Source organism: Streptomyces sp. NBC_01260, assembly GCF_036226405.1.
Taxonomy (GTDB): Bacteria; Actinomycetota; Actinomycetes; order Streptomycetales; family Streptomycetaceae; genus Streptomyces; species Streptomyces laculatispora.
On sequence record NZ_CP108464.1, the window covers coordinates 842368 to 857134 of the forward strand.

Consider the following 14767-nt stretch of genomic DNA (forward strand, 5'->3'; position numbering starts at 1 on the left):
GGGCGGGGGCGTGCTGCCCCGCCCGCCGTCCGGGCGGTGGCCCTATGCGGAGGGCAGTTCCTTCAGCTGGATGTCGCGGAAGGACACCTGGTCGTCGGCCCCGTGGTTCTGGAGGCCGATGTAGCCGTCCTTGAGGCTGCGGGCCGGATCGGTGTTGGTGAAGTCGTTGATCTTCACTCCGTTGAGGAAGATCTGGAGACGTTCACCCTGGACCTTGATCTCGTAGCTGTTCCACTGGCCGGGCGGCCTGAGGACCTGGTCACGGGCCTTGATGTTGGCCGACTTGAAGGTGTAGACGGCGCCGGTGGTGCGGTCGGCGGCGTCGGTGGCGTCGATCTGGACCTCGTAGCCGTTGTTGACGGCGGACCAGGGGTCGTCGGACTCCGGGAAGCCGACGAAGACGCCGGAGTTGTCATCGCCCGCCAGCTTCCAGTCGAGCTTCAGGGAGTACGACTTCAGCTCCTTGGCCTGGTAGGTGAGCAGGCCCATGCCGCCTTCGGAGCGCAGCTCGCCGTCGACGACGTTGAACTTGCCGGGGCCCGCCTGCTTCCAGCCTTCGAGCGTCTTGCCGTTGAAGATCGGCCGGTAGCCGGTGTCCGGCTTGCAGTCGGCCTTCACCTGGCCGGCCGCGTACCGCATACCGCCCGAGAGGAGCTTGCGGAAGTCCGGGTCGGCGTAGGACTCCTTGGTGTGGCCGAGGCCGGTGTAGAAGGAGCGGCCGCCCTGGTAGCTCTGGCACCAGGTGATCGGGTGGTCGCCCTTCATATTGCCGCCGGTGTAGGTCGTCTCGTCGAGGGTGGCGAGGACCTTGACCTTGCCGCGCGGGTTGGTGCGGTAGTTGTACAGCTCGTCGGTGCGGTCCCAGGCGTCGCCCAGGTGTGCGGTCGCCGGGTTCTTGCGGTCCTCGACCCGGACGGTGACGGGCTGGATGGCGGGGTGGCTGTCGAAGTACGCGCCGACGAGTCCGCCGTAGAACGGCCAGTCGTACTCGGTGTCGGCGGCGGCGTGCACGCCGACGAAGCCGCCGCCGGTGGACACGTAGTTCTCGAACGCCTTCTGCTGGTCGGCGTTGAGGACATCACCCGTTGTCGACATGAAGACGACGGCGTCGTAGCGGGCCAGGTTGGCGGTGGTGAACTGGCCGGCCTCCTCCGTGGCGTCGACCGTGATGTTGCTGTCCTTGCCGATCTCCTTCAGTGCGGCGATGCCCTCACCAATCGCGTCGTGGCGGAAGCCGGCGGTCTTGGAGAAGGCCAGGACGCGCTTGGCGGTCTTGTCGGGCGGGGTGTTGGAGAGCTCGAAGTCATCGATGTCGTAGAGCGCGCCCTCGCCTCCCTTGAAGACCAGGAAGAGCTCGGTGGCCTTCTTCGGGACGCCGCGCAGCGGTACGTCGATGTCCTGGAAGGTCTCCCAGCCGCCGGTCACCGGGACCGGTGCGGAGCCGAGGATCTTGCCGGTCGCCGAGCCGGACCGTACTTCGAGGAAGCCGCCGGCGCCGCCGGAGGAGATCCGGGCGGTGAGCTTGGTGGAGTCGCCGAGGATGTACGGCTTGAAGGAGATCCAGTCGCCGTTGTCGATGTCGCCGACGGTCTTGCCGCCCTCGGCGTTCGCCTTGTCGTACGTCTTGATGCCGGACGAGCCGGTGAAGTGCTCGGCCTGGCGGTGGCGCGGCTGGAGCTGCGACTGGTCGTGGCCGGTCAGCGCGGCCTGGCCGCCGCCCCCGCCGTCGGTGTACGAGGCGTCGATGACCCCGAAGATGTTGGCGTTGGGGTCGTGCCCGCCGTCCATGTCGGTCTTGATGGTGCCGGTGCAGCCGTGCGCCGAGGTGATCGGGTGGCCGTGGCTGTCGTGACCGAGGACGAAGCGGACCTCGATCTTGGAGCAGTCGATCGTGCCGTCCTCGGGGTCGGTCACGTTCACCTTGAACGGGATCGCGTCCCCGAAGGTGAACAGCTGCCCGTCACCGGGGAGTTCGAGGCTCACGGTCGGGGCCGTGTTGCCGACGGTCACATGGACGCTCGCCGAACCGGTGCGTCCGGAGGGGTCCTGCGCGGTGACGGTCGCGGTGTAGGTGCCGTTCTTCTTGTACGTGTACGTGGGGTTGGGGTCGGTGGAGGTTCCCCCGTCGCCGAAGTCCCAGGCGTAGGTGAGGGCGTCGCCGTCGCCGTCCGAGGTGCCGGCCGAGGAGAACTTCGCCTTCAGCGGCGCGGCGCCCGAGGTCTTGTTGACCGCGGCCTCCGCGATCGGGGAGCGCCCCCCTGTGGCGTTCTCGATTCGGTAGAGCGCGGAGTGCTCGTCGCCGCCGAACCAGGAGAGGCCGTAGTCCAGGACGTAGAGCGCCCCGTCGGGTCCGAAGGCCATGTCCATCACCTGTGTGCCGGACCACGGGATGTCGTTGATCGACTGCACGGCGCCGTCGGCGTCCTGCTCGATACGCTTGATCCACTGCCGGCCGAACTCACCGGCGAAGAAGTCGCCGTCGTACGCCTCCGGGAACTTCACGGGCGAGTCGAGGTCGGCGTCGTAGTGGTAGACCGGTCCGCCCATCGGGGACTCGGATCCGGTGCCGAACTCCGGGACGGAGCCGCCGTCGTAGGGGATCCAGGCGGCCTGCGCCGGGGGCAGGTCGACGATGCCGGTGTTGTGCGGCGAGGTGTTCTTCGGGGCCGCGCAGTCGAAGGCGGCGCCGGAGGTCTTGGTGGCGAAGTCGTAGTCGATGTAGGGGTCGTTGTCACCCGTGCAGAACGGCCAGCCGAAGTTGCCGGCCTTGGTGACCCGGGCGAACTCGACCTGTCCGGCCGGTCCGCGCTTGGGGTCGGCCGCGCCCGCGTCCGGACCGTAGTCGCCGACGTAGACGATGCCGGTGGCCTTGTCGACGCTGAAGCGGAACGGGTTGCGGAAGCCCATGGCGTAGATCTCGGGGCGGGTCTTGTCCGTGCCCGGGGCGAAGAGGTTGCCGTCCGGGACGGTGTACGAGCCGTCGTCGGCCACCTTGATCCGGAGGATCTTGCCGCGCAGGTCGTTGCTGTTGCCGGCGGAGCGCCGGGCGTCGAACGCCGGGTTGCGGTCGGGGCGGGCGTCGAGGGGGCTGTAGCCGTCGGAGGCGAAGGGGTTGGAGTCGTCGCCGGTCGACAGGTACAGGTTGCCGTCGGCGTCGAAGTCGATGTCGCCGCCGACGTGGCAGCAGATGCCGCGGGACGTCTTGACGTCGAGGACCTTCTTCTCGCTGCCCAGGTCGAGCGTGCCGTCCTCCTTGAGGACGAAGCGGGAGAGCCGGTTGACGCCGTCGAACTTGGCGAAGTCGGCGGCGGTGCCGGTCTCGGGGGCGTCGCCGTCCGGGGTGTCCATCGGAGGTGCGTAGTAGAGGTAGATCGCCCGGTTCTCGGCGAAGTCCGGGTCGATGCCGACGCCCTGGAGGCCTTCCTCGTCGTGCGAGTAGACGGGGACGGTGCCTGCGACGCTGGTGTTGCCCGAGCTGTCGGTGAGGCGCAGCTCGCCGGTGCGCGAGGTGTGCAGCACGCTGCGGTCGGGGAGCACGGCCAGCGTCATGGGCTCGCCGGTCTCGGCGGCGCCCTTGGCGAGGGTGACCTGCTGGAAGTCCTCGGAGGCCGGGGCGGGGGCGGGTTCCTCGTGGGCGGCGGCCGTTGTGGGCGTGCCGCCCAGAGTGAGGGTCGCGGCGGCGAGCAGGGCGCCGGTGAACAGGGCGAGGGATTTGCGGACGCGGAGTCTGGTTCCGGTCCTGCTTCGGGTTCTGTGCACGAGTGTCCTCCGGAGAGTGCCGGTGGTACGGGCGGGTGCGGGTGCTGCCGTGCCGTTTCGCGCGGGGACTGCCGCGCAGATCGGTCGGGGCCTGTGTGGCTCCCGTGACGGGGGTTATGTCGTGTACACGTTCTGGACGGTAGACCTGTTCGTCCAGGACGGAAAGCCCTTGTGCAGCGATGTTGTTGAACTTTTTCCTTGGTCAGGACAAAGAGGGGCGAGGGCAGCGGGGACCGGCCCGACGGCGTGCGGTGTGCCGCGAGCGGTGCGCGATCAAGCCTCTCCGGTGAATGAGGAGCGGGGGTCCGGGGGCGCCCCCGCAAGGGCGGCGCCCCCGGGCCCGGTCAGTCCTTGCCGCCGAACGCCGCGTCGAACGACGCGCTCGGCGGGTCGAAATCGAACCGCTTCAGCGACGTCAGCGCCTCCGGCGCGCCCGTCAGGCGGTCCATGCCCGCGTCCTCCCACTCCACGGAGACCGGCCCGTCGTACTCGATGGACCGCAGCATCCGGAACACGTCCTCCCACGGCACATCGCCGTGCCCCGCCGAGACGAAGTCCCAGCCGCGCCGCGGGTCGCCCCACGGCAGGTGGGAGCCGAGCCGGCCGTTGCGGCCGTCCAGGCGCTTGCGGGCCTCCTTGCAGTCCACGTGGTAGATCCGGTCCCGGAAGTCGTACAGGAAGCCGACCGGATCCAGGTCCTGCCAGACGAAGTGGCTCGGGTCGAAGTTCAGCCCGAAGGCGGGCCGGTGGCCGACGGCCTCCAGCGCGCGGTGCGTGGTCCAGTAGTCGTACGCGATCTCGCTCGGATGCACCTCGTGGGCGAAGCGCACCCCCTGCGCGTCGAACACGTCCAGGATCGGGTTCCAGCGCTCGGCGAAGTCCTCGTACCCCCGCTCGATCATGTGCGGCGGAACCGGCGGGAACATCGCGACCAGGTGCCAGATCGAGGAACCGGTGAACCCGATGACCGTACGCACCCCGAAGGCGGCGGCCGCCCGCGCGGTGTCCTTCATCTCCTCGGCGGCCCTGCGGCGCACCCCCTCGGGCTCCCCGTCGCCCCAGATCCGGGCGGGCAGGATGCCCTGGTGGCGCTCGTCGATCGGGTTGTCGCAGACGGCCTGCCCGACCAGGTGGTTGGAGATCGCCCAGCACTTCAGCCCGTACGTGTCGAGCAGCCGGCGGCGCCCCTCCAGGTAACCCGGGTCGGCAAGCGCCTTGTCGACCTCGAAGTGGTCTCCCCAGCAGGCGAGTTCGAGCCCGTCGTAACCGAAGTCGCGGGCGTACCGGCAGACGTCCTCCAGTGGCAGGTCGGCCCATTGACCGGTGAAGAGGGTGAAGGGACGGGGCATGCGCAGGACCTCCTAGAGCTGTGCGGTGGTGTGGACGGGGGTGTGCACGGAGTTCTTCGCGGCGCTCTCCTCCACTGCCGCCAGCACCCGCTGCACCTGCAGTCCGTCCGCGAACGACGGTGTGGGAGCGGAGCGTTCGGCGATCGTCCGGACCACGTCGCGGGCCTGGTGGATGAAGGTGTGCTCGTATCCGAGCGCGTGCCCCGGCGGCCACCAGGCCTCCAGGTAGGGATGCTCGGGCTCGGTGACCAGGATGCGCCGGAAGCCGGCCGTGGTGGCGGGCTCGGTGTGGTCGTGGAAGGACAGCTCGTTGAGCCGTTCCAGGTCGAAGGCGAGCGAGCCCAGCTCCCCGTTGATCTCCAGCCGCAGCGCGTTCTTCCGGCCGGCTGCCATCCGCGTCGCCTCGAAGGAGGCCAGTGCGCCGGAGGCGAGCCGGCCGGTGAAGAGCGCCGCGTCGTCCACCGTCACCGCCCCTCGCGCACCGGTGTCCGCCGCCCCGGACAGGCCCGCCGCCGGGCCCGCCCGCAGGGGCCGTTCGCGTACGAAGGTCTCGGTCACCGCCGACACCCCGACCAGCAGCTCCCCCGCCAGGAACTGGGCGAGGTCCACGATGTGCGCCCCGAGGTCGCCGAGCGCGCCCGAGCCCGCGTGCTCCCGCTCCAGCCGCCAGGTGAGCGGTGATCCCGGGTCGACCAGCCAGTCCTGGAGGTAGGTGGCGCGAACGTGCCGCAGGGTACCGAGCCGCCCCTCGGCGATCAGCTTCCGGGCGTAGGTGAGGGCGGGGACCTTGCGGTAGTTGAAGCCGACGACCGCCACCTGACCGCGGGCGGCGGCGCGCTCCGCCGCCTCGGTCATGGCCTCCGCCTCCGCGACCGTGTTGGCGAGCGGCTTCTCGCACAGCACGTGCTTGCCCGCCTCCAGGGCCGCGATGGCGATCTCCGCATGACTGTCGCCAGGGGTGCAGATGTCGACGAGCTGCACGTCGTCCCGGGCGATCAGGGCCCGCCAGTCGGTCTCCGCAGCCGCCCAGCCGTGCCGGTCGGCGGCGGCCTCGACCGCCCTGCGGTCGCGTCCGCAGATCGCGGCGAGAGCCGGTCTCATCGGCAGCTCGAAGACGTGGCCGGCGGTGCGCCACCCCTGCGAGTGGGCGGCGCCCATGAACGCGTATCCGACCATACCGACCCCGAGCGTCGGTGCGCTCGCCATCGGCCGGTACGTCGGCGGCGCCGCCGCCTCCTGCTCCGTCTCTTCCCTACGGGCCATCCGGACTTCCTCCTCATCGATGGTTCGGTGGGTGCGGCAGGAGGGTCAGCACCCTCCTGCGGGGCGGTTCAGTTGAAGCCCGTCGGCAGGTACTGCTCGATGTTCTCCTTGGTGACCACCGCCGAGTAGAGCGTGAGGTTGGTCGGGATCTCCAGCTCGGAGAGACCGGCGACACCCTTGCCCTGGCCGAGCGCCCGGGCCAGGTCGATGGCCGAGGCCGCCATGGTCGGCGGGTAGAGAACGGTGGCCTTCAGCACACTGTTGTCTGCCTTGATCGCGTCCATCGCGGACTTGGCCCCGGCCCCGCCGACCATCAGGAACTCGTCCCGGCCGGCCTGCTGGATGGCGCGCAGCGCGCCCACGCCCTGGTCGTCGTCGTGGTTCCACATGGCGTCGAACTTCTTCTGCGCCTGGAGGAGCTGGGCCATCTTCGCCTGGCCGGACTCGACGGTGAAGTCGGCGGCCTGACGGGCCACCAGCTTGATGTTGGAGTAGTTCTTCAGCGCGTCGGCGAAGCCCTGGCTGCGCTGCTTGGTGAGCTCCAGGTTGTCGATGCCCGCCAGCTCGACGACCTTGGCGTTCGGCTTGTCCTTGAGCTGTTCGCCGATGTACGTACCGGCGTTGAGGCCCATCCCGTAGTTGTCGCCGCCGACCCAGCAGCGGTACGCCTGCGGGGAGGCGAAGATCCGGTCCAGGTTGACGACGGGAATGCCCGCCCGCATCGCCTCCAGGCCCACCTGGGTGAGCGCCTTGCCGTCGGCCGGGAGGATGACGAGGACGTCGACCTTCTTGTTGATGAGGGTCTTGACCTGGCCGATCTGGGCGGCGGTGTCGTTGGAGCCCTCAGTGGTCTCCAGGGTCACCTCGGAGTACTTCTTCGCCCGCGACTTGGCGTTCTCGTTGATCGCGTTGAGCCAGCCGTGGTCGGCCTGCGGACCCGCGAAGCCGATGGTGACCGGCTTGCCCGGCTTGTCGTCGGCGGCGGGCGCGTTGCTCTGCGCCGCGGTGTCCTTCTCCTTCGGGTCGTTGCTGGTGCAGGCGGTCAGGAAGGCGCCCGCGGAGACTGCTGCGGTGCCGAGGAGCAGTCCTCTGCGGCTGGTTTCTGGCATGGCTGTCAAACCCTTCATCCGGTGCGTGGGCATACGGAACAGGCAGGAGCTGGGGGAGAGGTGAGCTGCGGTCAGGTCTCCCCGTGCGCCGAGGTGCGGCGCTGGACCAGGACGGCGGCGACGATGATCGCGCCCTTGGCGATCTGCTGGACATCGCTCTGCAGGTTGTTGAGCGCGAAGATGTTGGTGATCGTGGTGAAGACGAGGACGCCCAGCACGGAGCCGACGATGGTGCCGCGGCCGCCGCTGAGCAGGGTGCCGCCGATGATCGCGGCGGCGATGGCGTCGAGCTCGTACAGATTGCCGTTGGTGTTCTGGCCGGAGCCGGACAGGATGATCAGCATGAAGGCGGCGATGCCGCAGCACAGTCCGGACAGCAGGTAGAGGTAGAGGCGCTGGCGCCGTACGTCGATGCCGGCCAGCCGGGCCGCTTCCGCGTTGCCGCCGACGGCGACGGTGCGGCGGCCGAAGGTCGTACGGTTCAGCACCAGCCAGCCGACGACGGTCACCGCGGCGAACATCATGACCAGCGGCGGGATGCCGAGGACGTAGGAGTCGGGCAGGCCCAGGTCGAGGACGGACTTGACCGTGACGATCTGGGTCTTGCCGTCGGTGATCTGGAGGGCCATGCCGCGGGCGGATGCGAGCATCGCCAGCGTCGCGATGAACGGCACCATCCGGCCGTACGCGATGAGCAGCCCGTTGACCAGTCCGGCACCGAGGCCGACGAGCATCGCGGTGAACAGGATGCCGGCGAAGCCGTACTCCTGGGTGGCGAGTGTGGTGGCCCAGACCGAGGCCAGGGCGACCATGGCACCGACCGACAGATCGATGCCGCCGCTGGTGATGACGAAGGTCACCCCGACGGTCACGACGCCGATGACGGACGCCTGGGTCAGGATCAGCTGAAGGTTCCCGGAGTCCAGGAAGGCGTCGGGTTCGGTGATGCCGCCGACGACGATCAGTGCGGCGAGGACACCGAGCAGTGAGAGGTTGCGCAGGTCCGCGCGCAGCCCGAGGGCTCGCGGGGATCTGTCCTTCTTCGGGGACGCGGGGACGGATACGGGCGCGGCGCCCTTGTCCGGCCCGCTCTGTTGTGCCGAGGAGACGGGCTGCGTCATGACGTCGGGCTCCCTTCCATCACGAGGTCGAGTACGCGGTGCTCGTCGAGCTCCCTGGCGTCCGCCGTATGCACGACGCGGCCTTCGCGGAGCACCAGCACCCGGTCGGCGAGGCCCAGGACTTCGGGCACTTCGCTGGAGACGAGCAGTACGGCGAGGCCTTCGTCGGCCAGCCGTCGGATCACGGCGTAGAGCTCGGCGCGGGCGCCGACGTCCACCCCGCGGGTCGGTTCGTCGAGCAGCAGCACCCGGCAGCCGCGCAGCAGCCAGCGGGCCAGGACCGCCTTCTGCTGATTGCCGCCGGAGAGGGTGCGGACGGGGGTGTCCGGGTTGTCGGGGCGCAGCGAGAGTTCGCGGGTGGCGGCGCGGGCCGCCTTGCGCTCCGCGCCCCGGTCGAGCCAACCACCCCTGGAGAAGCGGGACATGGAGGAGACGGAGACATTGCGGGTGACGGATTCGAGCATCAGCAGGGCCTGCGCCTTGCGTTCCTCGGGGGCGAGGCCGACGCCGGCCGCGACGGCGGCGCGGACGCTGCCGGGCCGCAGCGGCCGGCCGGCGACGGTGACCCGTCCGGCGGTGGCACGGCGCGCGCCGTAGATCGTCTCCAGGATCTCGGAGCGCCCGGAGCCGACCAGGCCGGCGAGGCCGACGATCTCGCCGGGCCTGAGTTCCAGGTCGACGGGGGCGAACTCGCCCTTCCTGGAGAGGCCTTCGACCTTGAGCACGGGCTCGGCGCCGGAGTCCTCGGGGACGGCTCCGGGCCTCGGCGGGAAGACGTACTCGACATTGCGGCCGGTCATCATGGCAACGATGTCGCGCGTCGGGGTGGTCTCGGCGGGAAGGCCGACCGCGACGGCCCGGCCGTCCTTGAGTACGGTCACCCGGTCGCCGATCCGGCGGATCTCCTCCAGCCTGTGGGAGATGTAGACGACGGCAACCCCGTCGGCGGTCAGGGAGGCGACGATGCGGAAGAGATTGGCGACCTCGTCGGGGTCGAGGGCCGCGGACGGTTCGTCCATCACGATGAGCCGTACGTCGTGGGAGAGCGCGCGGGCCATCGAGACGATCTGCTGCTGGGCCGCGGAGAGTTCACCGACCGGGCGGGCCGGGTCGATCTCCGGGTGGCCGAGGCGCTTCAGCAGTGCGGCGGCCGCGGTGCGGCCCTCGCGGGTGCGGACGACGAAGCCCGCGCTGGTGGGTTCATGGCCGAGGAAGACGTTCTCGGCGACCGACAGCCCCTCCACCAGGTCGAGTTCCTGGTAGATGGTGGCGATCCCGAGACGCATCGCGGTGATGGGCGACTTGAGTACGGCGGGTGAGCCGCGCCAGGTGATCTCGCCGCCGTCGGGCTGGTGAGCCCCGGCGAGCACCTTGATGAGGGTGGATTTCCCGGCCCCGTTCTGGCCGAGCAGACAGTGGACCTCGCCGGCCTGGACCTCCAGGTCGACGCCGTCGAGGGCGCGCACGCCGGGAAACGACTTGGTGATGCCGGACATGGTGAGCAGGGGTGGTTCTGGAGCCATGACAAATCCCCTCGGCGGGTGCCGGTGAGCGGGCAGGGCGCAGTGCAGTCCCGGGGTGTCCCCGGACCCCGGCCGCGGCGCGGGGACAGTGCCTTCTTGCTGGCCGGCCGGGTGTCGGTCCGGCGGGAAGTGGATCGGACGGGAGAACGATCAGGCGGGTGGTGCGCGGCTCTCACACGGCGCCGCGGGCCGGTGGTGCTGGGTCAGGCCGGTGAGAAGAGGTGGTCGCTGATGAGCCGGGCCGCGCCGATCACTCCGGCGGCGGGTCCCAACTCGCCCAGCACGATGGGAAGGTTGCCGGTGGCCAGCGGCAGTGACTGCCGGTAGACCTGGGTCCGGACGCTGGCGAGCAGCGTGTGACCCAGTCCGGTCACCCCGCCGCCGATCACCACCAGACCGGGGTTGAAGAAGCTGACGAGTCCCGCGATGACCTGACCGACCCGGTTGCCGCCTTCGCGGATCAGGTCGAGCGAGGTGGCGTCACCCGCGGCCGCGGCGGCGGCCACATCGACGGCGGTGAGTTTCCCGGACGCCGCCAGCCGGGCCGCGAGCTCCGTGGACTGTCCGGCACGGGCCGCGTCCTCGGCGTCGCGGGCCAGTGCGGCGCCGCTGAAGTGGGCTTCCAGGCAGCCCCGGTTGCCACAGGCACAGGGGCGCCCGTCCGGTTCGACCTGGATGTGGCCGATGTCGCCCGCACTGCCCGTCGTACCGCGGTGGACCTCTCCGCCGACGACGATGCCGCAGCCGATACCGGTGCCGATCTTGACGCAGAGGAAGTCGCCCACGGAGCGGGCGACGCCCGCGTGCTGCTCCCCCATCGCCATCAGGTTCACATCGTTGTCGACCATCACGGGGCAGCCCAGCTCCTGGCTGAGCGCCTCGCGGACCGGGAAGCCGTCCCAGCCGGGCATGATCGGCGGTGCGACCGGAATCCCCTCGGGGAAGCGGACCGGTCCCGGTACGCCGATGCCCGCGCCGTCGAACCCTTCGGCGAGCCCGGAGGCCCGGAGCTTGGCCGCCATGGACAGCACCTGCTCGAAGATGGCGACGGGGCCCTCGCGTACGTCCATGGGGTGGTTGAGGTGGCCCAGGACCTCCAGCTCCGCGTTGGTGACCGCCACATCGACCGAGGTGGCGCCGATGTCGACACCGAGGAAGCGCAGTGCCGGGGCGAGCCGGATGTTGTGCGAGCGACGCCCGCCGCGGGATGCGGCGAGTCCGTCGGCCACGACAAGGCCGGTCTCCAGCAGTCTGTCCACCTCGACGGCGAGCTTGGAGCGGGAGAGATCGACCTGATCCCCCAGCTGTGCCCGCGAGTTGGGCCCGCCGTCGCGCAACAGTCGGAGCAGTCGCGCCTGATGCGCATTCGCGGGTCGTGCCGTCATACGTCTCACGCGCCCCTCCCCGCCACATCGGCCTGTCCGTCGGGCTTTGGAGGGGAACGTAGCAGCGCCCGCCCGGAGTGGGAAGAAGTTGCGCAGGAATCCACCACAACTTTCTCCACCCTGAGGACAAAGGGGTGCGGCGTCGGCCCCGGAGGGAGTCGGCGCCCGCCGTCGGCGGCGGGCGCGACAATGCCCCCGATCGCCGGGCGGGCTGATTCCTCAGCCGGCGTTCGAGGGCATGGAAAGCGCGGGGGTCAGCCCTCTTCGCGCTCGTGGTAGGTCCGGCGGGTGTGCTCCGTGTGGGCTCGCATGATCGCCGTGGCCTGCTGCTCGTCGCGCGAGGAGATCGCGGCGATCAGGGAGCGGTGCTCGATCCAGGACCCGGTGCCGCGCCGGCGGGCGACGGGGGTGTAGTACCAGCGGACCCGGCGGTCCACCTGGCCGGCCAGCTCGGCGAGCACGACGTTGCCCGCCAGCTCCATGACCTTGGCGTGGAAGGCCGCGTTGGTCGCGACAGCCAGGTCCACGTCGTCGTCGGCGACGGCCTGCTCACCCTTGGCGCACAGCTCCTCCAGCGCGGCGATGCCCGACGTACCGGAGTTGGCGGCGGCGAGCCGGGCGGCCTCGGCCTCCAGGAGCGTACGGACCGAGAGCAGTTGGTCGGCCTCGTCCTCCGTGGGTTCATGGACGAACGCGCCCTGGGCGGGCCGCAGATCGACCCAGCCCTCGGTGTTGAGCCGCTGCAACGCCTCGCGCACCGGCTGCCGGGACACCCCGAGATGGCCGGCCAGCTCGCTCTCGACCAGATGCTGGCCGGGACGGAGCGCACGGGTGGTGATGAGTTCCAGCAGCGCCTCGTAGACACGCTCGCGCAGCGGACCGGGCCGTTCCAGCTTCGGCACAGCCCCCGGCGGCAGCCCTGTGGACAACATTGCGGTCCCCCTCCAGCGACGAGCAATTGCTTATCGTCTACAGTCTACCGAGCGCAAGGCCCCTCAGGGACAGCGGATCACCTGACCCGCGTAGCTGAGGTTCCCGCCGAAGCCGAAAAGCAGCGCCGGAGCGCCGGTGGCCACCTCGCCCCGCTCCACCAGCTTGGACAGGGCCATCGGGATCGAGGCGGCCGACGTGTTGCCGGAATCCACGACATCCCGGGCGATGACGGCGTTGACCGCGCCGATCTTCCTGGCGACCGGTTCGATGATCCTCAGATTGGCCTGATGCAGCACCACCGCGGCGAGATCCTCGGGGGTGATTCCGGCCTTCTCGCACACCTTGCGCGCGATGGGCGGCAGTTGGGTGGTGGCCCAGCGGTAGACCGACTGCCCCTCCTGGGCGAAGCGCGGCGGCGTCCCCTCGATCCGTACCGCGTCCCCCATCCCGGGCACGGAACCCCACAACACCGGCCCGATCCCGGGCCGGCCGGCCGCACCGGAGTCGGCGACCACGACCGCCGCACCGGCGCCGTCGCCCATCAGCACACAGCTGGAGCGGTCGGTCCAGTCGACGATGTCGCCCATCTTGTCGGCGCCGATCACCAGAGCGCGGCTGGCCGCTCCGGCGCGCACGGCGTGGTCGGCGGTGGCGAGGGCGTGGGTGAAACCGGAACAGACCACGTTGATGTCCATCACCGCGGGCGACGTCATACCGAGCCGGGCGGCGACCCTGGCCGACATGCTCGGCGACCGGTCGATCGCCGTGGAGGTGGCGACCAGGACCAGGTCGATGTCCACGGGCTGCAGCCCGGCGGCAGCGAGGGCCTTGGCCGCCGCGTGCGCGGCCAGCTCGTCCACCGGCTCGTCGGGGCCGCCGAGGTGACGGGTCTTGATGCCGACGCGGCTGGTGATCCACTCGTCACTGGTGTCGACCATGGCCGCCAGGTCATGGTTGGTGAGCACCCTGGCGGGCTGATAGTGGCCGAGCGCCACGACACGTGAGCCGGTCATGTTCAGGTTCCCCTCGCTACATATGGCAGGAACCATCCAGTCTTGGTCGCTACCGCTCGGTACAGGGGCACGTGATCCCACAGGATTCCCGGCCGACGATTGGAGGCTTGACAACAGCCTTGACCGCCTGGACCGCATACTGTAGACAATATTCTGTCGACTTGACAGTGTGAAGGGCAAGCCCCTGGAACTCGGCGTGCTGCTCGCGGCGGTCGTCGAGCCGGCCGCTCCGGCCGGGGTCCCCGTTCCGACGCCGCGCGCCGTGTGCGCGTCTGCGCCCGCTGCGGTGTCGGCTGCGACGTCACCCTCCACGTGCAGGACAATGAGATCGTCAAGGTCACCTCGCCGCACGACAACCCGGTGACCCACGGCAATCTCTGCATCAACGGCCGCTTCGGCTTCCAACACGTACAGAATCGGGTCTAACGGTCATGGGACGGGTCACCGAGCGCCGCCGCACCATCCGCATCCGGGACGGGGTCGTCTCCACCCGCCCCGACACCCTCGTCGCCGAGGAGCCCCTGGAGATCCGGCTGAACGGCAAGCCGCTCGCCATCACGATGCGCACCCCGGGCGACGACTTCGCGCTGGCGGCGGGCTTCCTGGTGAGCGAGGGCGTGCTCGGCGAGGGCCATGAGGTGCAGTCGATCGCGTACTGCGCCGGGGCGACGTCCGACGGCGTCAACACGTACAACGTGGTGGATGTGCGGCTCGCGCCCGGCGTCGTGGTCCCCGACATCACGCTGGAGCGCAACGTCTACACGACGTCCTCCTGCGGGCTGTGCGGCAAGGCCAGTCTGGACGCGGTCCGCACCACGACCCGGCACCCCGTCGCCGACACTCCCCCGGTCCGGGTCGAGCCGGCGCTGCTGGCCGCCCTCCCCGACCGGCTGCGCGCCTCGCAGCCGGTGTTCGACCGGACCGGGGGCCTGCACGCGGCGGCGCTGTTCTCCGAGACGGGCGAGCTGATGGACATACGGGAGGACGTGGGCCGGCACAACGCGGTCGACAAGCTGGTCGGCCGGGCCCTCACCGACAACCGGCTGCCGCTGTCCCGGTCGATCCTGCTGGTCTCCGGGCGGGCCTCCTTCGAGCTGGCGCAGAAGGCGGTGATGGCCGGTATCCCGATGCTGGCGGCCGTCTCGGCGCCGTCCTCCCTCGCCGTCGACCTGGCGGCGGAGACCGGGCTGACCCTGGTCGGCTTCCTGCGGGGCCCCTCCATGAACGTGTACGCGGGCGAGCACCGCATCGCCCTGGAGGCGACGGCCGTCCGGGGCTGAGGCGTCCCGCCCGCCGCACGGGTCCGGGGTCC

10 protein-coding genes and 2 pseudogenes are annotated in these 14767 nt (G+C 70.3%); 3 read left to right on the forward strand and 9 right to left on the reverse strand.

Annotated features, from left to right (window positions below):
* Positions 1-42 precede the first annotated feature (42 nt).
* The 9 genes from OG322_RS03825 to OG322_RS03865 all read right to left on the reverse strand — a co-directional run bounded on the left by OG322_RS03825 (position 43) and on the right by OG322_RS03865 (position 13455).
* A complete protein-coding gene (locus OG322_RS03825) occupies positions 43-3759 on the reverse strand; it encodes a ThuA domain-containing protein (protein WP_123464180.1) in 3717 nt (1238 codons plus the stop codon).
* Between the two features lie 344 nt (positions 3760-4103).
* On the reverse strand, positions 4104-5108 hold the full coding sequence (locus OG322_RS03830; protein ID WP_123464178.1) for a sugar phosphate isomerase/epimerase family protein: 1005 nt from the start codon (positions 5106-5108) through the stop codon (positions 4104-4106).
* Positions 5109-5120: 12 nt separating this feature from the next.
* Positions 5121-6371: a Gfo/Idh/MocA family protein gene (locus tag OG322_RS03835; protein ID WP_329306038.1), complete on the reverse strand. Its 1251-nt coding sequence runs from the start codon at positions 6369-6371 to the stop codon at positions 5121-5123.
* A gap of 68 nt (positions 6372-6439) precedes the next feature.
* The gene (locus tag OG322_RS03840) at positions 6440-7480 is read right to left on the reverse strand and encodes a substrate-binding domain-containing protein (RefSeq protein ID WP_123464172.1); all 1041 of its coding nucleotides are present in this window, start codon (positions 7478-7480) and stop codon (positions 6440-6442) included.
* Positions 7481-7551: 71 nt separating this feature from the next.
* Positions 7552-8601, reverse strand: coding sequence for an ABC transporter permease (locus OG322_RS03845; protein ID WP_123464170.1), 1050 nt, complete (start codon positions 8599-8601; stop codon positions 7552-7554).
* Entirely contained in the window at positions 8598-10124 is a 1527-nt protein-coding gene (locus OG322_RS03850; protein WP_329306039.1) for a sugar ABC transporter ATP-binding protein, read from the reverse strand. Before OG322_RS03850 ends, OG322_RS03845 begins: the two co-directional genes overlap by 4 nt.
* Before the next feature lie 203 nt (positions 10125-10327).
* The gene (locus OG322_RS03855) at positions 10328-11509 is read right to left on the reverse strand and encodes an ROK family transcriptional regulator (protein WP_123464166.1); all 1182 of its coding nucleotides are present in this window, start codon (positions 11507-11509) and stop codon (positions 10328-10330) included.
* 254 nt (positions 11510-11763) lie between these two features.
* Entirely contained in the window at positions 11764-12441 is a 678-nt protein-coding gene (locus OG322_RS03860; protein WP_123464164.1) for a GntR family transcriptional regulator, read from the reverse strand.
* Positions 12442-12504: 63 nt separating this feature from the next.
* Positions 12505-13455, reverse strand: coding sequence for a beta-ketoacyl-ACP synthase III (locus OG322_RS03865; protein WP_123464162.1), 951 nt, complete (start codon positions 13453-13455; stop codon positions 12505-12507).
* 163 nt (positions 13456-13618) lie between these two features.
* On the opposite strand from OG322_RS03865, the pseudogene OG322_RS41480 reads away from it, so the two are divergent.
* The 3 genes and pseudogenes from OG322_RS41480 to fdhD form a co-directional block, all read left to right on the forward strand.
* Positions 13619-13726: pseudogene (locus tag OG322_RS41480) on the forward strand (oxidoreductase); the annotation flags it as partial.
* Positions 13726-13881 (forward strand): annotated as a pseudogene (locus tag OG322_RS03870) (2Fe-2S iron-sulfur cluster-binding protein); the annotation flags it as partial. The pseudogenes OG322_RS41480 and OG322_RS03870, both read left to right, overlap by 1 nt.
* A gap of 5 nt (positions 13882-13886) precedes the next feature.
* Complete coding sequence (gene fdhD, locus OG322_RS03875; RefSeq protein ID WP_123464160.1) at positions 13887-14735, forward strand: formate dehydrogenase accessory sulfurtransferase FdhD; 849 nt, start codon at positions 13887-13889, stop codon at positions 14733-14735.
* Positions 14736-14767 lie beyond the last annotated feature (32 nt).

Bases quoted from the DNA above. Each gene is read 5' to 3' on its own strand.
- OG322_RS03840 (WP_123464172.1), bottom strand. From the start codon at position 7,480: ATGCCAGAAACCAGCCGCAGAGGACTGCTCCTCGGCACCGCAGCAGTC.
- fdhD (WP_123464160.1), top strand. From the start codon at position 13,887: ATGGGACGGGTCACCGAGCGCCGCCGCACCATCCGCATCCGGGACGGG.
- OG322_RS03860 (WP_123464164.1), bottom strand. From the start codon at position 12,441: ATGTTGTCCACAGGGCTGCCGCCGGGGGCTGTGCCGAAGCTGGAACGG.
- OG322_RS03855 (WP_123464166.1), bottom strand. From the start codon at position 11,509: ATGACGGCACGACCCGCGAATGCGCATCAGGCGCGACTGCTCCGACTG.
- OG322_RS03845 (WP_123464170.1), bottom strand. From the start codon at position 8,601: ATGACGCAGCCCGTCTCCTCGGCACAACAGAGCGGGCCGGACAAGGGC.
- OG322_RS03830 (WP_123464178.1), bottom strand. From the start codon at position 5,108: ATGCCCCGTCCCTTCACCCTCTTCACCGGTCAATGGGCCGACCTGCCA.
- OG322_RS03865 (WP_123464162.1), bottom strand. From the start codon at position 13,455: ATGACCGGCTCACGTGTCGTGGCGCTCGGCCACTATCAGCCCGCCAGG.
- OG322_RS03850 (WP_329306039.1), bottom strand. From the start codon at position 10,124: ATGGCTCCAGAACCACCCCTGCTCACCATGTCCGGCATCACCAAGTCG.
- OG322_RS03835 (WP_329306038.1), bottom strand. From the start codon at position 6,371: ATGGCCCGTAGGGAAGAGACGGAGCAGGAGGCGGCGGCGCCGCCGACG.